Origin of the sequence: Metabacillus flavus, assembly GCF_018283675.1 — a bacterium.
GTDB classification, from domain to species: domain Bacteria; phylum Bacillota; class Bacilli; order Bacillales; family Bacillaceae; genus Metabacillus_B; species Metabacillus_B flavus.
Map to the genome: position 1 here is coordinate 620,862 of NZ_JAGVRK010000001.1, position 21,495 is coordinate 642,356.

Genomic DNA, 21,495 nt, shown 5'->3' on the forward strand with positions numbered 1-21,495 from the left:
TGCTTACCATAACATTTGTTTACAATTACGTCCTCCTTACTCATTCCCAATTGATAACCACCCCCCAACCATGATATAAGTGTAAAGGAACAAAAAAATATAGTTTGTTAACAACTAAACTTTAAAGATGTACCCATATAGAGAGGAATGGAACGACAATGAGTAATAATTTCTGGCGTGATCTGCCACGTCCGTTTTTTGTGCTGGCACCGATGGAGGATGTGACGGATGTTGTGTTTCGTCATGTGGTGAGTGCGGCGGGGCGGCCGGATGTGTTTTTCACGGAGTTTACGAATTCGGATAGCTATTGTCATCCGGAGGGGATCAATAGTGTGCGCGGGCGTTTGACGTTTACGGAGGATGAGCAGCCGATGGTGGCGCATATTTGGGGGGATCGTCCCGATTATTTCCGTCAGATGAGTATTGGAATGGCGGAGATGGGGTTTAAGGGGATCGACATCAATATGGGCTGTCCTGTTCCGAATGTGGCACAAAGAGGAAAGGGCAGCGGTCTGATTTTGCGTCCGGATGTTGCGGCAGAGCTGATCCAGGCAGCAAAAACAGGCGGTCTTCCTGTCAGCGTGAAAACGCGTCTTGGCTTTAAGGAGATTGATGAGTGGAAGGAGTGGCTCGCGCATATTTTGAAGCAGGATATTGCGAACCTTTCCATTCATTTGCGTACAAGAGATGAAATGAGCCAGGTGGATGCGCATTGGGAGCTGATTCCGGAAATCAAAGCACTGCGTGACGAGATTGCGCCGGATACGATGCTCACCATCAATGGTGACATTCCTGACCGTCAAAAAGGATTAGAGCTTGCCGAAAAATACGGAATCGATGGCGTGATGATCGGGCGGGGTATTTTCAAAAATCCGTTTGCTTTTGAAAAAGAGCCGAAAGAGCACAGCAGTGATGAGTACCTTAATCTATTAAGGCTTCAGCTGGATCTGCAGGATCAATATGCAGAAACCGTGCCGCGCTCGGTAACAGGGCTTCACCGCTTTTTCAAAATTTATGTAAAGGGATTCCCTGGAGCGGCTGAATTGCGAAGCCAGCTGATGAACACAAAATCGACGGATGAAGTGCGGGCGTTGCTTGATAACTTTGGTAAAGAATAGGCACTACAGTTAAAATTGAATTATATCCACTGCATGAGGATATATGCTAAAGAAGAAGCAGGAAACCGTTACATGGTTCCTGCTTCTATTCGAATATTTCTCCCTAAGCTGATACGTCCGGATGACTTCCTCATCAGCACTTAGACGGCGCAGTTTCTCATCAGCTTTTGAAACCAATTGATCCAACTTAAACACCTCCATTAGATTTTGCTGATCCTCGTCTTCTGTTAAAAACAATAACCACCGATGCAACGGATCATTCATATCGGGTTTAGTCTTACTGAACTTCGGCAATTCAATGCACTGTATCTCAAGCAAATTTGTGAAGAGTTCACCGGTTTGGATGTTCTGAATTTTGTAGACGGAATGAAAATTTTGATGTACTTTAAATAAATTGTATCCCAGGATGTTGATCGCAATCGTCCGGTTGAGATCAGAATAGTTTTCACCCGCTTTAAGGTCTTCTGTATATAGTTTAGACCAGTAGAACAAAGTTCTTTCAACCATATTGTACTCATTGAGCAGCTGCACTTCGATTTTTTCACCAGAGCTGCAAACCGCTTTAATGTCCAAAATTCCTTGTTTGTCATCTATTTTGTCTTTACTAAAGTTTCTTCTACGATGTAAAGGTCTTCCACATCTGTTTGTATAATGGCATTCAGAAAACCAATCAAGATGTCTTTGTCTTTATTTTCTCCAAACAGTTTTTTAAAAACAAAATCATTCAATGGTTTTAATCGTCTCATCACACAGCTCCTTTCTCCTATTATACATCGGCTTATGATTGCTTCAAAGCTTGGAATCAGATAATGGATTGGTCTTTAAAACCCGGTATAAACAATGTTAGGTTTAAAGGAGTTGGTCTTTCCAAAGCCTGAGTTCAGAGTTTTTCCTTTATAACGATCCACTGTGTCCAATCAAAGCAGAATGCGGTCTTTTCTCTAAGTTATTAAAATTTGTGCGTAGCGTCAATTCTGATAATACTTCACATACTCATTCTTCATCACCAAGCTATGACAAGCATTTGATGGAAGATGCCAACATGATAATCACCTTCTTTTCTTGTTACAGTATTAGCAGCAGCAAAATAGAAATCAAAAAATTTATCCCTTTCCAGGATCCTTTCGATAAACCATCACCCCATCACGACTCTTAAAATCTCTGCCTTCCAGGGAATCGAGCACCATCTCATTAAACAAATCCTTCCTCATCGTGCTCAGCGGATCGATCGTGTCTTTAAACAACACAAGCTGATGTGAGTCCCAGCCTGAGGCAGATTGGGGCTTTTTTATGTAAAAAAAGAATGTATAAAATAGGTGTTTCCATCAAATTAATATAATATAAACATTACCTTGACACTCATAGTACTTTATTGCATAATACTGGTAAGGAGGAGGTGATGAGATGAGCAAGAGCAAAATCACATCCGACCTGCTGCGGGGCCATACGGATACGATGATTTTACGGGTCTTATCTGAAGCGGATCGTTATGGGTATGAGATCGTAAAGCTGATTGCTGAACGCTCTGGCGGGGAGTATGAATTAAAGGAAGCGACCATGTACTCAAGCGTCCGGCGGCTTGAAGCAGACGGTGACATCGAATGGTACTGGGGCGATGAATCACAGGGCGGACGGCGCAAATATTTCAGGATAACCGAAAAGGGCAAGTCAACTTACGCAAGCAACATCGACAATTGGGAGTATGCCAAGAAGGTTCTCGAAAAATTATTATAAGGGAGAAGTGACCGTATGAATGAGAAACTGAACCAATATGTGCAAGGTGTTTTCGCTCCATACAATGGAGTGAAGAGTGTGGATGAGCTGAAGGCGGATTTGCTGTCTGACCTTCAGGAGCGCTTTAGCGAACTCAAGAAAGAAGGAAAGGACGATGAAACAGCCCTGGCAATAACCATTGACAGCATCGGCGACATCGAACAAACGGTACTGGAGGTCGCGAATCTCTCGCGTTCACTGGAGCGTCAGGTGATTACACACCTGAGTGCGAGTAATCTGGCAAACAGTGACTTTGCAGGTGTTACCGCGCATAATGGGAAATTTACCTCCACTGCGCTGCGGGGGTCTGACTTTACCGGAGCGGATTTGACCGGCAGCACATTTAAATCAAGTGATGTTCGCGAAGCTAATTTTAACAGCGCCAATTTAACAGACTGCAACTTTTCGACTCTTGATTTGACGAGTGCAGCCTTCCAAAAAACGATCCTGGTCCGCACGAACTTCAGTAAGTCAGGGCTTGCCGGAGCAGCATTCAAAGATACAACGCTGACAGATGTTATGCTGACTTCATGCGACGTCAAAAAAACCACGTTTGAAAATTGTGTTTTTGATGGTGTGGACTTTACTTACTCCGACCTGACAGGACTGCGTTTTGACGGCCAGACGTTTATCGGCGTCAAGTTTGACAAGGCAGGGCTCGAAAATGTTTCGTTCAAAGGGGCTACTCTTAAGAATGTCTCTTTTAAGGGCGGTGTCCTTTCTAAGAAATATTACCGCGCCATAAAAACCGTCAATTTTGACGGCGCCATGATGGATAAACTGACCTTCGCTGCGCTTAAAGGGATTGAAGCCGACTTAACGAATGTGGCCATCATATAAGGAGGGAAAAACATGCTGAAGAATGCCATTCAAGTAAGAGGGCTTCAAAAATCCTATAAGGATCTTCACGTGTTAAAGGGTGTGGATTTCGAGGTTGAAAAGGGCAGTATTTTCGCTTTGCTTGGTTCCAATGGAGCGGGTAAGACAACGCTTGTCAGAATTCTGTCGACCCTGCTTAAATCAGACAGCGGAACGGCGGTCATCAACAGTTTTGATGTCGGGTCTGAGCCTGAAAAGGTAAAAAAATCGATTAGCGTGACAGGGCAATTCGCCGCAGTGGATGAGGTGCTGACCGGACGGGAGAATCTGATCATGATTGCCAAACTTCGTCACTTGGATCATCCCCGTGAGGCAGCGGAGGATATGCTGGAACGGTTCGGTTTGACAGAGGCTTCAAGCCGGAGAGCCTCCACTTATTCAGGCGGGATGCGCCGCAGGCTGGATATTGCCATGAGCATGATTGGAAACCCGCAGACTATTTTCCTCGACGAACCGACTACCGGGCTTGACCCTGAGGCGCGCATAGAGCTTTGGAAAATTGTGAGAGAGCTTGCGGAGAGCGGTACAACGGTTTTCCTGACGACTCAGTATTTAGAGGAAGCGGAGCACCTTGCCGATCGGATTGCCATTTTGCATGAAGGCAGAATTATTGCGAGCGGTACGCTTGAGGATTTGAAAAAGCTATTTCCGCCGGCTAAGGTCGAGTATGTGGAAAAACAGCCTTCATTGGAGGAAATCTTCCTCACCATCATTCGTAAAAAGGAGGAGAAGATAGGATGAATAAACATTTCTTCAGCGATATGGGGGTCATGCTTGGCCGATCCATGCGTCATATTTCCCGCAGTATGGACACCATCATTACCGTTACCATTACGCCAATTGCCTTATTGCTGCTGTTCGTCTATGTGTTTGGCGGAGCCATCCAAACCGGCACCGATCATTATGTGAATTACTTGATTCCGGGCATCCTGCTGATTGCGATTGCAAGCGGAATCTCCTATACCGCATACCGCCTGTTTTTGGATAAATCAAAGGGGATCTTTGAGCGTTTCCACACGATGCCGATAGCTCGTTCTACCGTGCTGTGGGGACACGTGCTCACGTCACTCGTTTCCAATGCCATATCTGTCGCTGTTATCATTCTGGTTGCTCTTCTTATGGGCTTCCGCTCATCCGCAGGGGTGCTGTCATGGCTCGCTGTAGTCGGTATTCTTATGCTGTTTACGCTCGCTTTGACCTGGATCGCTGCCATTGCCGGACTTTCCGCCAAATCGGTGGACGGTGTCAGCGCCTTCTCCTATCCGCTCATATTCCTGCCGTTCATCAGCTCTGCGTTTGTACCAACCGAGTCCATGCCATGGGCTGTACGCGTCTTTGCGGAACATCAGCCTGTTACCTCCATCGTAGAATCCATCCGTGCCCTATTATCCGCCCAGCCAGCAGGAAATGAAATATGGACCGCCTTAGCCTGGTGTGCGGGAATCACCGTCATCGCGTATTTCTTTGCCATGAAGGCGTATAAGAAGCGCTTATAAAAGCCTGCCGTATTTGAAGGGGGCCGACCGCTTCAACCATATTGCATTCATTGAGCAGCTGCACTTCGATGTTCACATTTTCACCAGAGCGGCAAACCGCTTTCATGTCCATATCAAGGATGAACGCGGTCCGCTCAATTCCTCAAGGATCAATCCTGATAACACTTCACATACTCATCCTTCATCACCAGGCTATGACAAGCCCGCCCGTTTTCATCATAAATTTCTTTATTCACATCTAACTTGATACTCCGGTCCGAATCGGGAGACTCTGGATTGTTATTCACAATATGGAGGGTATCTTCATCAATCCAATTCATTGAAAAATCATCTTTTGCATCACTATAGTAAATGGTTTTGATATTGCCTGCCTCATTATTCTCTGTGATTTCAACCCACACATTCACTCCCCCGGCCGCACCTCCATAGAGCTCATAAAAAGCATTCGCTGTGTATGTCTCTGAAGGGGAAGATATAGGTCCGGGTCCTTTTTGCATAGCCTGCCGGTCAATCTTATTAAAGGTGAAGAAATATGTCTGATACAGAATGACCCCGGCTACTAAAACGGCACCTGTCAAAGCGGCACCAAGCCATTTTTGGGGGAAGGGTTTCTTCTTGGTGATGGAAAGAGTGAGATTAAATAAAAACAGAATGATTAATAGAACAGTAGTAATAAATAGAAGGCAAAACAGCAAAAATCCAATCAGATTGATAATAGCAGTATCCTCCTGTTCAACGAATAGGTAAATCGTGTTATGTTTAGTTTATCAGAAAGTAATGGAAATTAACTGCCAAAAATTAAAATTGATAGATAATCAAAAGTCAGGTGATAGGGATGGTCATTAACTCTTCCGCGGTGAGGCATCCTTAATATAGTAGCGAGTTTTTTATTTGAAAAACAATGGAGAAACACATTCAGCCTGCCATGGAAACCGACCCGGTAGATCCGAGACTATAACAGTTATCCTGACACGTTTAAAAAGGGGAGTGAAAATCAAACATTGATTTTCACTCCCCTTTGTTTTGATTGAACGTGACTGTCTTCTGGCGTGCCTTTAACTAGGAGCCGCCGTCATCTCCTGCTTTTCCTTTTACAATCGCAGCAGCATTTTTTAAATGTGCTAGATCTTCATCGGTTCCTTCCGATAAACCGTCACCCCCTCATGACTCTTAAAATCTCTGCCCTCCAGGAAATCGAGCACCATCTCATTAAACAAATCCTTCCTCATCGTGCTCAGCGGATCGAACGCATCTTTAAACAACACAAGCACGGCATCCGGAATATGGGCGAAAAGGTTTTCGGAGCCTTTCTTTTCATCTACGCCCATCACTTTCTTTTCACCGCCCATCACGAGAGTTGGAGAGGTGATGCGGTGCAGCTGGTCCGTATGGTAAGGGAACTCTGAATTTTTCGCCAGGATAAACATGTCCTTGTCAAAGGTGAACGAGTTCCGCAGCACGTTTTTCGTATATTCGTCTTTTCCATAAACCTTCAGCATCTGGTTGATGATGGTTTCATAGGACAGCCTCTTAAAGATGGCGTTCGACAGCTTCAGCACCCAGCCTGATACCTTAGTGGGAATTTCGCTATATCCGTTCGACAGGACCAATTTATCTACATAATGGGGATAGTTCACTGCAAACAGCTGGGCTGTGACCGAACCATACGATAACCCCACCAATTGGATTTTCCGGAGATGCAGTTCATCCAATAGCATTTTAAGATCCTCTGCCATCACCCGTGCAGAGAACATATTGTCAGGGAACGTCTTTGTGGATTCCCCGTGGCCCCTTAAATCAGGCATAATCATTTGATACTTGGAGGAAAAGGCGTCAATTTGCGGCTCCCACATTCTCCAGCTGGCACCCAGTCCGTGAAGGAATACGACAGGCGGTCCCTCACCGCGGACTTCATAGTTTAACTGAACGTGATTCATTTCCACTTTAGGCATATAGGCTCCTCCAAAATAAACAGAATGACATCATAATCAACTATTATAATCTGGTAAAATATGAAAGGGAAGAGGGCTTGGAAAAAATAGGTGGAGTCCACATGGAGAATATAGAGGTAAAAAGGAAGGCCTTTCTTTTGAAAGCAGAGCTGAAAAATATATAGTCATCCCCGGAACACTGTTGAATCGGAATCAGAAAGTCCTGATCTTGTTACGTTATTCATCGAAGAAACGGGCTGGAGCGCTAAAAATAAGCAGAGGCAGGCAGAACCCTCTGCTTATTTTGCTGTGCAGGCCAAAAAGTTTACAAAAAATGAGAAACCCCGCTGCTTCTCTCCGTCTAATGAATGAAAGGGGGAAACCAATGAATGCCGGCAAAAAAATTTCCATTGATACAAAAGCTAATCATCCGGATGAGCGTGAGGACTATTTCAGACAAGTGATGGAGGTGTACGGGACCGACCTTTTAAAGTTGGCGTATTCCTACGTGAAAAACCAGGAGACAGCCAAGGATCTGGTCCAGAGCTCATTTGTCTCTTTTTATCTGAACCTCCCGTCCTTTAAAGGGGACTCCTCTATTAAAACGTGGCTTTACCGGATCACCGCGAATAAATGCAAAGACCATTTAAGAAGTGCTTATGTGAGAAGGGTTTTTCCTGTCCATTACATGAAGGAAGCCCGCCATAATGAGAACCAGACAGAAAAGGCTCTTATGGATGGGGAATTTTCAGAGTGGCTGAAGGATTGTATTTTCAAGCTCCCGGTTAAATACAGAGAAGTCATTATGCTCTATTATTATCAGGAGCTGAGTGCTGCAGAAATAGCTGAAGTGCTCCAAGTACCTGAGAGCACGGTAAGAACCCGGCTCGACCGCGCCCGAAAAAAACTCGCACCCCTCATTAAAGAGGAGGAATTATTTAATGAATAAATTCAAAGTACAAATGGATCAAACGGAATTCGGTTCGATGAAGTTCGATAAGGTGGATCAGCTTGCGGTGATGAAGGAAATAAGGGGAACTCAAAACCGCGGCCGAAAGCGCAAGAAGAAGTTTCCATCTGTTATTCTGACCACGATGGCAGCCGCCGCCATCCTGTTTATTCTATTGATGCAATCGCCTATTAAAGATCAGATTGAAGCGGGAAAATCGAAGCCGGACACCTTGTTAAGCCAGTCCAATGATCCGGGGCTCGTCGCCTGGAGCCAAAAAAATGATCCGCAGAAGGTGAACAAAACATCAGAGAGCAGCGGCATCAAGGTAACCATTAAAGAAATCATGTACGACGGATACCGGATGGCCATCGGCTATGAAGTTCAATCGAAAACAAAATTCGTCGGTCCTGTTCACAATCCGAAGATTACCGTGGAGGGGAAGGGTGTCAGTGTTTCTGATTCAACCGATTCAGTAGAATCACAGATCACTGCCTTTCAAAAGGAAACCCACTCTTTTAAAGGCGTGACAAGCTTTTTTATAAAGGAGAAGCTGCCGGAAAAATTTGATGTGAAGCTCCAATTTTTCTCGAATCAAAACCTATTAGAAGCTCGTAAAGCGGCCGCATCTGATAAGACAAGAGGGACAAAAGGGAAATGGGAATTTTCAATTCCAATAGACCAAAAAGGAGAGGTCTATACCGTTAAACCAAAAGTGAGTACTACAAAAAATTCAACCAAACTTAGTGTGGAACAAATCATTCTAGCGCCTTCCGTAACGGAAGTTTCTGTATTGAAGGAAGATAAAGGGAGAGGTGCGTTTGGAGGAGCTAATTATAGACTCTTGGATGATAAAGAAAATCTGATTTCTGTTTTCGGTAATAGTGATTACTCAGGAGAAGAGAAAAAAGGAAAGTTTATTCTTCGCGCCACCGGAAAATATGCACCCACTGATGGTATTCCATCTTATATCCTGGTGCAGCCCTTCTCATATAATGATGCTGAAAACAATCCCAATCAAGGACAGATTACGATAAAAAAGATTACTGATCCGCTACCAATGACCTTCCCGCAGAACAATAAGGCTATTGTGGTAAATAAAATTGAGGAATCTAAGGATAAGAAAAGGTTGAAAATTTATTATAAAGTAAAAGGTGATCTTCCTGAGCTGAGGTCTAGGTTTCTTCATCTCACCATAGGAAAGGAATCGAATGGTGGTAAAAATCTATTGATGGATCAAAACTTATTCGAAAACATCAACAGCAATGAGAGTGACAAAGTAGCAGAGTTTAATACTGGGCTTAGAAACGACTTGTACTTATCAAGCCCGAATGTAAATCCGGTCCTCTATAAAGAGATGGAATTGAAAATCCCGATTAACAAAAAGGACCTGATTAAAAAATAGTCAAAAACCCGGTGATTGCAGCACCGGGTTTTTTAAATACTTTGATCAATCGACTTCGAAAAAACAGGTCGTAGTTTTTTGTATGATATCTTGTAATAATGTGTATTAGAAAGAGAAGAATAAAATCGTTTGTTTGGAGGAATTCCAATGAATTTGGAAGAACAGAAAAAGTTCATTTTAACAGGTCAAATGTACAACGATTTAACCCCGGAACTAATTAAAGCAAGAGAAAATGCAGTTTTCCTTACAAATGAATACAATAATAGCTTTAGCAAACCCCAGTATGAGAGAGAAGAACTGTTAAAAAAGCTTGTGAAAAGCATGGGAAAAGGCGTTCATTTAGAACCGAATTTCAGATGTGAATTTGGGTTTAATATTACGATAGGGGATCATTTTTATGCTAATTTCGATTGCGTCATGCTGGACGGGGCAGAGATACATATAGGAAATCATGTTTTGTTTGGACCTAGAGTTGGAATCTATACCTCTAATCATGCAATAGATCCAAAGGAAAGAGCAGCTGGAGGATGTTATGCCAAGCCTGTACGTATTGGACATAACGTATGGATTGGTGCAGGCGTTCATATCAATCAGGGTGTAACTATTGGAGAAAATACAATCATTGGATCGGGCAGTGTGGTTACAAAAAGTATTCCGGCAAATGTCATAGCAGCTGGTGTTCCATGTAAAGTCATTCGGGAAATTACAGAAAACGATCGAACTGGATTTGAAATATAAGGGTGGTGCCAGACACCACCCTTAGTTTGTTGATAAAACACTCTATGCTGAAGAGAACGCTATATCCTTGAGAGCTCATTTCCGGAAAAAATTCGTATAGTCCGCCTTATCCTCAATATTAAATTCAATCATTTTCTCAAGCAATTCGTAATTTACCGGCTCATTCCAAGGAATGCGAAACAATCCTTTTGTAGCGCTGTAGCCGGCTTTTGCAATGTCATCAGCAAAGTGCGCAATGCCTGCTTCTTCAGGTGAAACGCTCAAATGATGCTTCGCTGTGGAAATGCCGAGGATGAATGTGCCGTGATCCGTAAACATGGGGGTATTCCACTTGATCTGCGGCTCCAATTTTGGGAATTTAGTTGCGACCCACGTCAGGATTTCCTCTGTTCGGCTGCGGTGGGCGGGGTTTTCAATGCCAGCTAAATAGTCTGTGAAAACGTTCATATCGATCTCCTCCAATTATTGCTTCAAATAGTGGACAGGCCGGATTTCAATACGCCAGTCAAAGTGTTCACCGGCTGGGATTTGCACGGAAGGATGCAACGAGGCTACCCGAATCGCATCATCTATGTCCAGTGCTTCAAGAAGGAATACACTTCCCAGCGATTCTTCTGTTTTTGCACTTGAACCGTCCGTAACCACGATCTGCCCGTTCTCCCGCCGCAAACCGATTGTTTCTGACTCGACACCAGCATCGAGCCGAACCTGGCCGCTTTTGTGAAATTCATCAAGATGAGGCTGGCATTGAGTCATAACCGCCTCAATCTCTGTTTTAGGCCGGGCATCCATTTTTGCTGAATTTAAGTAACCTAAGCATAGGTACAACATATTAATCGCTCCATTCTATTCCTATGAGGAAATTTTAAAGCCTGCATTACAAGGTTGTTTTTTCTTATCAATTCCCAATTCCAAGACATTTGCTTATGGGATTAATCCATTTCCATCCGTATTTCAATGCCTGATAAATACTTTAAAAAAGCGTCCATGTGTCTCTCCTTTGATTATTTTTCGGAGGACCATTCTTTAGCATTTGTCCTGATTTTTTCACCTAACTCAGAAACATGGCCTGTATCATTTAATGCTTGCTGTGCATATTCCTTTGGAAACATCTTTTCAATCGAAGATCGGTATTCTGATCCATCCCTTGGCTGTTTGTATTCGATGGCTTGAAACTTGCCATTTTCTTTTTTGAGCTTAATTAATACAGGTGTAGAGTAACCTGGTGCTCCATTTTGTGCTCCTTTGTTGAAAGCTTCATATCGGGTATAGGTATAAACTGAAGTGATCTCATTCTTTTCGGTAGCTCCATAAATTAGGTGCGCCTCAAATTCATTAGCTGATACAGTATCCACAAAAGTATTCGTCATCTCTAAAATTCCTTCTGAAACAGCTGCATCCATTTCATTGGTTACCTTTACTTGATCCCCGGCTTGAACCATGCTGCAGCCGGCTAAATTTGCTTCGAGTAGTAATATAACTCCTATTTTAAATCTCAAATCAGTCTACCCCCTAAAAATTAACAATCCTTCCCTATGTGATTTTAACATATAGTGGTTTTTGATGGTGGTGTGAAAGATATTTGCACTTAAACTGACGAAGTACTAAATCATCAGAATAAGAGAACAACAGAGCTATAAAGAACCCGATATGGGGATGAATTTTATCTTGCCTATCGGAAAAACATTGGTATACTCTACCTGTAAATACAAACACTGGGGAGGATATTGCAATGAATGCAATTGATTTAATTGTTTTAAATTTTGAAGAAGTTAGACGCAGGAGTATAAAAGTATGGAAATATTTACCTGAAGAAATGTTAAATTGGAAACCTGATGAAAATGCTCTTACTTGTGCTGAAATGATTAGACACTTAGTAGAAAGTGAATTTTTTTATCACCAAATTCTTATCAGGAGAGGAAGTCATTCTTTATCTGATTTAATTAATCCCTATGATACAAAAGAATTTACAACGGTTGATGCTGAACTTACATTCGCCCATCCTTATCGTGAAGAATTCTTAAATTATATTAAGTCATTTCGTGCAATTGATTTAGAAATTATCAAAATAGACCGTTCTGATGCAGGCTATGTAAGGACGCTTGGGGATATGTTATTGCGTATCGCTTACCACGAATCTGTTCACACAGGGCAGTTATTAGACTATATGAGAACAATGGAGATTGACCGCCCAAAGGTCTGGGATTAATAGTTTAGTTCAAACAAGACTTTATTAAGCGAGCCAACCTCCTCTTCAAGCTCCCTAAGCGGGGGAAGATCGCGGTTTTGAATGGGTTCTTATTGGTAGTTCAACTACGACCCGTGTCAGTATCTCCTCAGTTCGACTGCACTGGGAGGGAGAACTGATACCAGCTAAAGATTCTGCCTCCATGTTTCCCTCTTTCGACAGGCTGCTATTTGGCCGGAAAATTAGGAGAGATGCAGGAAAGTTCGAATAAAGAAATGAAAGCTTCAATTAAATGGACTTGTGTGATCCATCACAGGAGGGCATTTTTTGAGATTGTCCGCACGTGCAATCTTTTAATCCCTTCCCATCCAGGATTTGAGGCAAATACTTTTCAACTCTTGCTACCCGGGTTTTGGATTGTTTAGGCGCAGCAAAGTAAAGAAGATAGGCTCTTTGCCGTCCTGGGGTAAGTGCTTCAAAAGCCGTTTTCAACGAAGGCATTTCATCTAATTTATTTTGAAATTCTTCAGGAACGGCGAATTCTGTATGCTTTTTAAGGTTTACTTCCAAACCGGTTTTTTCAACTTCAATGGCTTCATAAATATAGGCTTTCAGAGTCGCTTCCATTTCAGCTATTTCTTGAACATTGGTGAACCGGATTTGGCGCGCCGCCTGTACATTTTCTGTTTGCTGGACTAGAATCCCGTGAGCATCTTTCAGCAATGCACCTTTGTGGAACAGAAGCGCACAATACTCTTTGAATCCGTGCATTAAAACGATGTTTTTCCCCTCAAGTGTGTAACATGGATGCATCCATTTAAATTCTTCGGTAAGCTCGCAATCAAGAACGATTTTTCTTAGCTTCTCGTATTCTTCCTGCCAGGTTTTGGCTTCGCTTAGAAATTCATCAACTTTAGGATTTGTTTTGCTTGTTGTCATCAAAAAACACCTCATTTGAAAATATTTTTGCTGAATAAACTTATTCAAATCTCCAGCCCTTTAGCTGCAGTGCAATTTGGTCAATCTAAGTGACTTGTACGATTAGCAAATTTTATAATTTGCCGTCCTTTGTAATAATCCAAGAAATGAATACCTGTGTTGTTCGTATGAAACCAATTGTTGTTTTCAAACGGTAAATGAAGAAAACTTTCAATTATTTTCGTTATCATTCCACCGTGGGTGATGACGGCAATGGTAGAGTATGCTTTACTGTTTTCTCTAATATAAGAAAGAACGGATTCTCCCCGCATCCTAAATTCGTGGTTACTCTCTGAATCCTGCTGTTCGATTAATTGATCTATGTAATGAACCGGACAGCCGATAGTCTTTGATAAAACGTCTGCCGTGCCGCTGGCTCTTTTTAACGTGCTGCTCCAAACAAAATCGGGAGGGAATTCTTTAGAAACCCGCTGCGCCATTTTCTCTGATTGCAGCAGCCCGTTTGGGGTTAAAGGCAGATCCGTTGAACCATTATAATTCTGCTCTAAAAAGTCGTCTTCTGATTCCCCGTGACGAATCAATAAAATCTGCATCCAGACCATCCTCTTCAATCGAATTTCCTCTGCATATTATAACTAACAAAATTCGATGATAGCCTGCTATTATCCTTCCTTGTTGCAGGATGCAGACCTTCCTTTTTAGATAAGCACTACTATTAATCTCTATTCACTGCAGAATAGCCGTCAATCATCCTTCTATATTCCGGGACCAATCTGGCAAAGAAGGGGGTAACAGCAGTTGCAGGAAAACGGTCTTTTTTGTATTTGAGTATTTTAAAGCGAAGTGTCCAGATTAGTAATCTTGCCGAAAAGCAATGCATCATAATACATACCCTCTATAAAATAGTGGTCTTTTAATCGGCCTTCTAACGCATACCGGTTCTTTTCAAGTATCCGTCCAGACCCAACATTTGCATGCACGACTCTGGCATAGAGTTTATGAAGATTAAGGGATTTGAATGCAAAATCACTCATCAATGCAACAGCTTCTGTGCCAAACCCTTTACCCCAATGATTTTTATGCAATACATAACCAATTTCAGCATGGTTTGCATCACGGTCAAAATTGAAAATCATGGCAGTCCCTATCATTTTTTGTGTTGATTTTTCAGCAATGGAGGCATATAAATGGGTACCTTCCGATTCACGTCTTAACATGGTTTCGATGTGCGCAGAAGTTTCCTCCAAACTATTCATCAAATTCCAGCCGATAAATCGCGAAACGTCTCGATCAGACGCATAAAGATGCATCTCTTGAACATCATCGATTCTGAGTGGTTTGAAGAAGATTTTTTCACCGTCCAGTGAATGAAATAACTTAGCCTGCTCCTTCATTAGTAACATCCATTTGTAAATGTTGATCTATCAAAGCGGTACATTCCCAAGCTTAGCGTACTTTTTTAAAAGAAGGACTTGAGTAGAGTCCTATTCTGCACACTGAAAATTAGCTGCCTGCCGCATTATAGGATCATGTGATTTTTTCAATCCCTTCAATTGCTTCCAAGATTACGGGGTCGAAGTCCAGTGACTCAAGAAGAGCGATTCCTTCCACTATTACCAGGGCCAAGGCAGCCGCCTGTTCATTCGTTTCTCCTTCACCGACTTTTATGACCTTTTTGTAAAACTCATAAAAACTGTCACAAATCTCTCTTGCTATGGGATAGAAGGGATCTTCTTTTTTGGAGGCAATTGCAATTAATTCGAGCCACAACTTCATGTAGGGGCTAACTTCCGGATTTTTCATCATCTGATAAAGATACTTTACAACGCTTGAGAATGATTTTTTCTCCATTTCTGTGTTGTCTAACATATGGATTAACTTTGCTGAAATCGATGATAGGACTACAGTGAGCAGTTCTTCTTTATCTTTAAAATAGTGAAGAAGCATTCTATCACTTGTTTCCGCTGCTTGTGCAAGGTTTCGCAGGCTGGCAGATTGGATTCCATTTGAAAGGATATACGCAGACATCTCTTCAATTAATTCTTGTTTTCTTATTGCCCCTTTTTTCACAACGAACACCCTTCATCTCTTTTTGTGTAGTATATGCTACATCTTATTTGTGCAGCAAACGAACCATAGGATTACGATTAACTATTTCAAGGCTGAGTCTTAGTTCACTTTATCATGTTTATCCCTTTTTTCGTACTTGATATATAGTGTAGCAGGTGCTACATTGATTACATGTAGTGAACGCTACACTTTTAAAAAGGGGGGGAATCAATATGTTACAGAATAAGACCGAACCGCAGAATAGTTCTTATGACAGTCCAATTTCCAAAAAGCTTATCATCGCTGTACTTGTGCTATTTACTCCGTTAACCGCAATGGCTGTTGTTCAAAATGGGTTTTTGGGGATATTCGCCAAGGCGTTCCAAAATTACGCCACCATTCAAATCTTTGTAGATTTGCTCATTGCCAGTTTCTTAATCCTTATATGGATGTGGTTTGATGCCAAGAAAACAAATCGCTCTTTTTGGCCTTGGGCATTGCTTACTTTGGCAGCAGGATCATTCGGTCCCCTTTTATACTTATTATTCGGCAAAGATAGGCGAGCGAAAACTGCTAAATAACAAAGCCGATTGTCCTTGTATGATCGGGTTGGTTTTAACGAAGTCATCCAATACATGGGGAATGGGTAAAGCTATAATCACTCTATAACGTATTTTTAAATAGAGACGCAGATAAGGTGATTAGATGCTGCCGGACACAATCAGATTAAAAGGTTTCACAAGAGAAAACAGGCATGAAATGATCGACTATTCAGCTGGAAGTATTTCGAATTGTTCAGGGTGGGTTACAAATCATACGATGTATTCCAATAAAATCATTGTGATTAATTTTGAGATGAAAGTTAAGGGAGTAAAGGAACTAATCCATTTAATTAACAGTAACGGCATGACTTTATTTGAAGACAGCCTCAAAATCATTGCAGATTTTCCAGAAAATCTGGTTGACGCTGATAAGGAAAAGGAGATAATGGGTTCGATTAATATTACGTTTATCAATGATGAACCCGATATAAGAATTCCGATTCCTCCTATTCCAGGGTAAGAGGAATACAATTTAATATGCTTATGAGGGAAGTGTTAAAATAGCTTTCCTTTTTTAAATTTGCTTATGGCCAAAATATAAAAAAGCGAGGGATAAAAATGACCGTACATATGAGCAAGTGCAGTGCAGAAGATTTGCAGCTGCTGCAGGAAATAGGAATTGAGACATTTAATGATACATTTAAAGATCAGAATACAGCTGAAAACATGGAAGCCTATTTAGAAAGGGCCTTTGAATTAAAACAGGTAGAAAAAGAATTATCGAATCCCTTCTCCGAGTTTTATTTCATTTATTTTAATGAAGAGCTCGCTGGATATTTAAAGGTGAATATCAATGATGCCCAGTCGGAAAAAATGGATGACGAGTCACTTGAGATTGAAAGGATTTATGTACGAACAAGATTTCAAAAGCAGGGGCTTGGAAAAGTTCTTTTAAACAAAGCGGTCGAACGAGCGGCAGAACAGGATAAAAAGAAAATCTGGCTTGGAGTTTGGGAAAAGAACGAGAACGCCATCGCTTTCTATAAAAAGATGGGATTTGTTCAAACGGGAGCCCACTCTTTTTATATGGGCGATGAAAAACAAACCGATTATATTCTGGTCAAGTCACTTGGCTGAATGTCAGATGACTGTGGAAAAGTTTTACTGAGCAGCACTTTTCCACAGTTTAATAACAAGAAGTGTAATATCGCCTTAAAAGGTTTAATGAAATCGATTTATCCACACTGTGGATAAAATAATCTTTTATCCAAAAATCTGTGCAGCAATCCCATATAAATGGTTGTTTCTGGTAGGCATGCTATCAGAATTGATGATCATTATTGGAGGTTGACTGACTTTTTCAAAACCGCTATTTCTCAAACGATTCATAAACATTCCATCCCGGGGTGGAAGATCAATCCTTAGCTTTCCTTTGTGATTAAATGCCAATCGATTAAGCAGATAAGCAGCCGCTCTGTCATTAACGGCAACAATCGGACCTAAAATTAAATGGCATGGACCTAAGACAGAAAGACCGAAACCAAGCACGCTTCCTATTTCATCTCTCAAAACAAGAGATTGATGTGACTGTTTAATTCTATTTATGAGGAGTTTTCGGCGGAAATCACCAAAAGCATTTTTGTCTAATTCAAAAACCTTAACTAAATCAGCATCCTGTAAAACCTCTGCTTTTAATCCTTAGCAGGAAAACTATTATAAGGTACATAGTTAATACAAATGAACTTATGTACATCACCGACTACTTTAAAGTCCATTCTATTCCGCAATTGATTTTCCATTTGAACTTTTCCACAGCTTATTAAGAATCAGCACAAAAGGACTGCCGAGCTCAGTTTATAAATGATCCACAATCCTGATATAATAGGTAGGAGTAGAATTCATCAAAAGGGAGATGGTTTTAGCGTGAGTATGCCTAAAGAAAACCATGTATCCATCCAAGAGTATTATAAAAGACGTGAGCAAAGTGATACGCTGATGGAATATATAAATGGAGTGGTATACATGACTCCTTCTCCTTCAACCGCCCACCAGCGAATTTCAGGCCGCTTATTTGTGCAGCTGTACCAGCTTTTAGAAGGAGAAGAGTGTGAAGCCTTTCATGCTCCATTTGATATTGAGTTATCGAAAGAGGATATATCGGAAAACAAAGTGGTTATTCCCGATCTTTCGGTAATCTGTGACAAATCCGGGTTAAGTGAGAGTAGATATACGGGCGTTCCTGCCTTAATTATAGAAATTATTAGTCCCTCCAACCAATCGCATGACTTGGTAACGAAGTTAAATCTGTATATGCAGTACGGGGTCCAGGAATACTGGATTGTTAATCCGCTCATTCATACGATCCACGTGTATACCCTTTCTGATAATAAGCAATATGTGCAAAAAGATGTAGTGAAAGAAATAGGGGTTATTCAATCGAGTTTGTTTGAAGAGTTTTATGTAGATGCGAAATTCTTGTTTAAGCAATAAAAATGCCTTTTTGGGGCTTTTTTTTGTTGGATTGGAAAATCACCCTTTCCCCCATCCGCCCATAGAATACATATCAGCGATTATGGGGGGAAGTTATGTACACGTATGATCCCAGAGCCATTCAGCCGCAGGTTGTCGCGTTTGCGAGGAAAGATGTCACAGGAGACCGGATCCCGGACAATGTGTATTTAACCGGGATTAAAACGGCAGACAGTCCATTTATTAAAAACATCACGCTTCTTGTGCAGGACGGCAGAACAGGCACAGCTACAAGAGTTCAGCTGCGGGAAAATGCGGGCTATAGTCCGACTTTATTTTTGGAGGACTTTACTGGTGATGGAATTGCCGATATTTTAATCAGAATTGAATCGGGTGGAAGCGGGGCTTTTACGTATGACTACCTCTATTCATTTCTCCAAAATAAACCCCGGCTGCTTTTCGATTCCGAGAAGTATAACGGGCAGTATGAATATGAGGTCACGTATCAGGACTACTATAGGGTGAAATTGGTCAGCAAGGCGAATAATCTGACCTATTTAATTGATATTTCCTTAAGGGACCCGGAGTACTTAAATGAAATCTATGATCGAAACGGCAAGCTGAAAACGCCTATAAAGGGATTCGTGAATCCATTGAGCGGCTTGTATCCTGTGGATTTCGATTCGAATGGAGTGTATGAATTGCTGGCGTATCAAAAGGTCGCGGGAAGATACAATGCGGATGCTTTAGGATATGTCCAAAACACGCTGGCATGGAAAACGGACCGGTTTGTGCTGCAGAATCAGTATGTGGCTATATTTGGAGCTTAAACTTTTCCCCTCGGACATTGGTCTGAGGGATTTTTTTTTGTATCGCGGCTTGAAGATCAGTTTGTATGAATATCTTTATACGAGTAGATTGGAGGGAAAGGAATGAAAGCAATCGTTTCTGATAAATATGGTCCGCCTGATGTTCTTCAATTAAAAGAAATCCCAACACCTATTTTTAAAGACACTCAAGTACTTGTAAAGGTGCATGCAGCCTCCCTGAATTATGGCAACGTGGTTCTTCTTAGAGGAAAACCGTTTCTGGCCCGATTTGCCTTCGGTCTGCTAAAACCTAAATACTCTATACCTGGGGGTGACATATCAGGGACGGTTGAAGCTGTCGGCAAAGATGTTAAGCAGCTTCAGCCCGGTGATGAGGTGTTCGGCGATCTATCCCTGAGCGGGTGGGGCGGTTTTGCTGAATATGTATCGGTTCCTGAGCGTGCACTCGTTCGTAAACCAGCCAGCCTTTCCTTTGAGGAAGCAGCTGCTGTCCCGATGGCTGGCGTTACGGCGTTACAGGCTCTCCGTGATAAAGGGAAGATCCAGTCAGGACAAAGGGTTTTAATTTATGGAGCATCTGGTGGTGTAGGGACGTTTGCGGTGCAGATTGCGAAAGCGTTCGGAGCAGAGGTAACGGCTCTATGCAGTACGAGAAATGTAAACATTGCGCAATCAATAAGTGCGGATTATGTGATTGACTATAGAAAGGAAGATTTTAGCAAGCAGACGGAGCGATATGACCTGATTTTGGCTGCTAACGGGTACCAGCCAATTTCGGTTTACAGGCGTGCACTAACTTCGAATGGAACCTATGTAATGGCTGGAGGCTCCGGTGCTCAAATGTTCCAAGCCATGGCTCTTGGCCCATTGCTGTCGATGTCCGGAAGAAGGAAAATGGGAAATGTTCTCCAAAAGGCAAACCAAAAGGACTTGGTTTTCTTGAAAGAACTTATTGAAACCGGCAAAGTAAAACCCGTGATTGACCGGGGTTTTAAGCTATGTGAAGTTCCCGAAGCATTCAGGTATTTTGAAGAAGGACACGCTCAGGGAAAAGTGGTCATTTCTGTGTGAAGTCCATGAAAAGTAAAAAAGTCTGCTTTATTTCAAAATGCTGTCGTTTATCCCCTTTAAATTTTCATCAGTTCTTCGTATAATGACAACGGATGAGGAAAATGGGGGTGGAACGATGGAGATACCTTTGAATGAATTGAATATGTATAAAAATTTTGAAGAAATGGCATCTGATATTCTTGAAATGGCCAATGAGTTTATGCCTGATAAGCTGATTTTTTTAAGCACGCTGACCGATTCTGAGCAAATTATCCTTAAAGTACGTGATAACAACACGAACATTCCAGTATGGGAAGGAATGCGTATGGACCTTCCTGACACCGCTTGCAACCGGATTGATTTCGACCGGAATGCGCCATTGATATTTGAAGACGTGCGTAAAGAGAGCCATCTCAATGGGGTGAAGAAAATACTGTTGGATGCCAACATCAATTCATATATTGGCGTTCCGATTATCCTTCACAATGGAGAAGCCTTTGGGACGCTGTGCGCGGTTGAAGCATCTGCCGCCGCATTCAGCACAAAAAGCATTCAAATGTTTCAAAGGATTGCAAAGATGTTTTCTTTTTATTTGGATTTGGAGCGGAGAGCGTACAGAGATTCTTTAACCGGTTTGTATAATCGGGAGTTTTTATCGAAACATTTTCATGATTATTCAGCCAGCGGGGGAGCTTTGTTCTTTCTGGATCTGGATGGCTTTAAAAAAGTGAATGATATGTATGGGCATGATAAAGGGGATGAAGTGCTAAAAGAAACGGCGCTGAAACTGGATGAGTTCATGAAACTGCACAGCGGTTTCGCGACCCGTTTGGGAGGAGATGAATTTATCCTCAACTTCGTCGGTCTTTTCCAAATGGAGGATCTACGCATGCTTGCCGAAAACCTGCTTGCATACCTATCCTCCTCGGATACGCAGCTAGCTGATTTCCATTTGTCTGTCAGTATTGGAATTGCGTCCTACCTGCCTGGTGACAGCAAACCTTTAAACATGCTTCTCAAAAATGCAGATCATGCATTATACCGGGCTAAAACACAAGGAAAGAACACGTTTCGGTTTTATTAAGAATGCGGAAGGCAACTCATGGTTGTCTTTTTTTAATTCTATCTAAATCCAATTA

Annotated in this window: 25 protein-coding genes and 2 pseudogenes; 16 read left to right on the plus strand and 11 right to left on the minus strand. The window is 41.9% G+C overall.

Going from position 1 to position 21,495, the window contains the following annotated elements:
* The first annotated feature begins 158 nt into the window (after positions 1-158).
* A complete protein-coding gene (locus J9317_RS03300; RefSeq protein ID WP_211556467.1) occupies positions 159-1,118 on the plus strand; it encodes a tRNA dihydrouridine synthase in 960 nt (319 codons plus the stop codon).
* Between the two features lie 9 nt (positions 1,119-1,127).
* Here J9317_RS03300 and J9317_RS03305 read toward each other — a convergent pair.
* Positions 1,128-1,864 (minus strand): annotated as a pseudogene (locus tag J9317_RS03305) (Rpn family recombination-promoting nuclease/putative transposase).
* 658 nt (positions 1,865-2,522) lie between these two features.
* Between J9317_RS03305 and J9317_RS03315 the strand changes: the two are divergent.
* Genes J9317_RS03315 through J9317_RS03330 form a run of 4 tightly spaced genes read left to right on the plus strand, consistent with a single transcriptional unit; the run spans position 2,523 to position 5,266 of the window.
* Positions 2,523-2,852 (plus strand): PadR family transcriptional regulator, encoded by a 330-nt coding sequence (locus tag J9317_RS03315; RefSeq protein WP_123913849.1) that lies wholly within the window; start codon positions 2,523-2,525, stop codon positions 2,850-2,852.
* Between the two features lie 15 nt (positions 2,853-2,867).
* On the plus strand, positions 2,868-3,731 hold the full coding sequence (locus J9317_RS03320) for a pentapeptide repeat-containing protein (protein ID WP_211556470.1): 864 nt from the start codon (positions 2,868-2,870) through the stop codon (positions 3,729-3,731).
* Between the two features lie 12 nt (positions 3,732-3,743).
* Entirely contained in the window at positions 3,744-4,511 is a 768-nt protein-coding gene (locus tag J9317_RS03325; RefSeq protein ID WP_211556471.1) for an ABC transporter ATP-binding protein, read from the plus strand.
* Positions 4,508-5,266, plus strand: a complete 759-nt coding sequence (locus tag J9317_RS03330) for an ABC transporter permease (protein ID WP_211556472.1) — start codon at positions 4,508-4,510, stop codon at positions 5,264-5,266. The genes J9317_RS03325 and J9317_RS03330 overlap by 4 nt, the downstream gene beginning before the upstream one ends.
* A 149-nt stretch (positions 5,267-5,415) precedes the next feature.
* Here the strand turns inward: J9317_RS03330 and J9317_RS03335 are convergent, their stop codons facing one another.
* Both J9317_RS03335 and J9317_RS03340 read right to left on the minus strand, forming a co-directional pair.
* The gene (locus J9317_RS03335; RefSeq protein WP_249291980.1) at positions 5,416-5,961 is read right to left on the minus strand and encodes a DUF5412 family protein; all 546 of its coding nucleotides are present in this window, start codon (positions 5,959-5,961) and stop codon (positions 5,416-5,418) included.
* A gap of 426 nt (positions 5,962-6,387) precedes the next feature.
* Positions 6,388-7,218, minus strand: coding sequence for an alpha/beta fold hydrolase (locus J9317_RS03340; protein ID WP_211556473.1), 831 nt, complete (start codon positions 7,216-7,218; stop codon positions 6,388-6,390).
* Positions 7,219-7,582: 364 nt separating this feature from the next.
* Between J9317_RS03340 and J9317_RS03345 the strand changes: the two genes are divergently transcribed.
* From J9317_RS03345 to J9317_RS03355, 3 genes are all read left to right on the plus strand, one after another.
* Positions 7,583-8,146, plus strand: coding sequence for a sigma-70 family RNA polymerase sigma factor (locus J9317_RS03345; RefSeq protein WP_211556474.1), 564 nt, complete (start codon positions 7,583-7,585; stop codon positions 8,144-8,146).
* Positions 8,139-9,551, plus strand: coding sequence for a DUF4179 domain-containing protein (locus J9317_RS03350; protein WP_211556475.1), 1,413 nt, complete (start codon positions 8,139-8,141; stop codon positions 9,549-9,551). The genes J9317_RS03345 and J9317_RS03350 overlap by 8 nt, the downstream gene beginning before the upstream one ends.
* Positions 9,552-9,698: 147 nt before the next feature.
* Positions 9,699-10,289, plus strand: a complete 591-nt coding sequence (locus tag J9317_RS03355; RefSeq protein WP_211556476.1) for a sugar O-acetyltransferase — start codon at positions 9,699-9,701, stop codon at positions 10,287-10,289.
* A 75-nt stretch (positions 10,290-10,364) separates the two neighbouring features.
* On the opposite strand, the gene J9317_RS03360 is transcribed toward J9317_RS03355, so the two are convergent.
* From J9317_RS03360 to J9317_RS03370, 3 genes are all read right to left on the minus strand, one after another.
* The gene (locus tag J9317_RS03360; RefSeq protein ID WP_211556477.1) at positions 10,365-10,736 is read right to left on the minus strand and encodes an iron chaperone; all 372 of its coding nucleotides are present in this window, start codon (positions 10,734-10,736) and stop codon (positions 10,365-10,367) included.
* A 15-nt stretch (positions 10,737-10,751) separates the two neighbouring features.
* Positions 10,752-11,120 (minus strand): YciI family protein, encoded by a 369-nt coding sequence (locus J9317_RS03365; RefSeq protein ID WP_211556478.1) that lies wholly within the window; start codon positions 11,118-11,120, stop codon positions 10,752-10,754.
* A 173-nt stretch (positions 11,121-11,293) separates the two neighbouring features.
* Positions 11,294-11,788, minus strand: coding sequence for a hypothetical protein (locus tag J9317_RS03370; RefSeq protein WP_211556479.1), 495 nt, complete (start codon positions 11,786-11,788; stop codon positions 11,294-11,296).
* A gap of 233 nt (positions 11,789-12,021) precedes the next feature.
* Here J9317_RS03370 and J9317_RS03375 point away from each other — a divergent pair, with 233 nt between their 5' ends.
* On the plus strand, positions 12,022-12,498 hold the full coding sequence (locus tag J9317_RS03375; protein WP_211556480.1) for a DinB family protein: 477 nt from the start codon (positions 12,022-12,024) through the stop codon (positions 12,496-12,498).
* A gap of 267 nt (positions 12,499-12,765) precedes the next feature.
* Here J9317_RS03375 and J9317_RS03380 read toward each other — a convergent pair whose 3' ends face one another.
* The 4 genes from J9317_RS03380 to J9317_RS03395 form a co-directional block, all read right to left on the minus strand.
* Positions 12,766-13,416: a DUF1801 domain-containing protein gene (locus tag J9317_RS03380; RefSeq protein ID WP_211556481.1), complete on the minus strand. Its 651-nt coding sequence runs from the start codon at positions 13,414-13,416 to the stop codon at positions 12,766-12,768.
* Between the two features lie 80 nt (positions 13,417-13,496).
* The gene (locus tag J9317_RS03385; RefSeq protein ID WP_211556482.1) at positions 13,497-14,009 is read right to left on the minus strand and encodes a histidine phosphatase family protein; all 513 of its coding nucleotides are present in this window, start codon (positions 14,007-14,009) and stop codon (positions 13,497-13,499) included.
* Between the two features lie 240 nt (positions 14,010-14,249).
* The gene (locus J9317_RS03390) at positions 14,250-14,810 is read right to left on the minus strand and encodes a GNAT family N-acetyltransferase (RefSeq protein ID WP_211556483.1); all 561 of its coding nucleotides are present in this window, start codon (positions 14,808-14,810) and stop codon (positions 14,250-14,252) included.
* Positions 14,811-14,943: 133 nt separating this feature from the next.
* Positions 14,944-15,486: a TetR/AcrR family transcriptional regulator gene (locus J9317_RS03395; protein WP_211556484.1), complete on the minus strand. Its 543-nt coding sequence runs from the start codon at positions 15,484-15,486 to the stop codon at positions 14,944-14,946.
* Positions 15,487-15,698: 212 nt separating this feature from the next.
* Between J9317_RS03395 and J9317_RS03400 the strand changes: the two genes are divergently transcribed.
* The 3 genes from J9317_RS03400 (at position 15,699) to paiA (ending at position 17,144) form a co-directional block, all read left to right on the plus strand.
* A complete protein-coding gene (locus J9317_RS03400; protein WP_211556485.1) occupies positions 15,699-16,046 on the plus strand; it encodes a DUF2834 domain-containing protein in 348 nt (115 codons plus the stop codon).
* A gap of 124 nt (positions 16,047-16,170) precedes the next feature.
* Positions 16,171-16,527 carry a hypothetical protein gene (locus tag J9317_RS03405; RefSeq protein WP_211556486.1) on the plus strand — a complete coding sequence of 119 codons (357 nt, stop codon included), beginning with the start codon at positions 16,171-16,173 and terminating at the stop codon, positions 16,525-16,527.
* A gap of 98 nt (positions 16,528-16,625) precedes the next feature.
* On the plus strand, positions 16,626-17,144 hold the full coding sequence (gene paiA, locus J9317_RS03410) for a spermidine/spermine N(1)-acetyltransferase (RefSeq protein ID WP_211556487.1): 519 nt from the start codon (positions 16,626-16,628) through the stop codon (positions 17,142-17,144).
* Between the two features lie 126 nt (positions 17,145-17,270).
* Here the strand turns inward: paiA and J9317_RS20980 are convergent.
* Positions 17,271-17,651 (minus strand): annotated as a pseudogene (locus J9317_RS20980) (GNAT family N-acetyltransferase); the annotation flags it as partial.
* 279 nt (positions 17,652-17,930) lie between these two features.
* Here J9317_RS20980 and J9317_RS03420 point away from each other — a divergent pair.
* The 4 genes from J9317_RS03420 (at position 17,931) to J9317_RS03435 (ending at position 21,440) form a co-directional block, all read left to right on the plus strand.
* Entirely contained in the window at positions 17,931-18,497 is a 567-nt protein-coding gene (locus J9317_RS03420; protein WP_211556488.1) for a Uma2 family endonuclease, read from the plus strand.
* Between the two features lie 95 nt (positions 18,498-18,592).
* The gene (locus J9317_RS03425) at positions 18,593-19,306 is read left to right on the plus strand and encodes a VCBS repeat-containing protein (RefSeq protein ID WP_211556489.1); all 714 of its coding nucleotides are present in this window, start codon (positions 18,593-18,595) and stop codon (positions 19,304-19,306) included.
* Between the two features lie 102 nt (positions 19,307-19,408).
* Positions 19,409-20,377, plus strand: coding sequence for an NAD(P)-dependent alcohol dehydrogenase (locus J9317_RS03430; RefSeq protein WP_211556490.1), 969 nt, complete (start codon positions 19,409-19,411; stop codon positions 20,375-20,377).
* 115 nt (positions 20,378-20,492) lie between these two features.
* Positions 20,493-21,440 (plus strand): sensor domain-containing diguanylate cyclase, encoded by a 948-nt coding sequence (locus tag J9317_RS03435; protein ID WP_211556491.1) that lies wholly within the window; start codon positions 20,493-20,495, stop codon positions 21,438-21,440.
* The last annotated feature ends 55 nt before the right edge of the window (positions 21,441-21,495 follow it).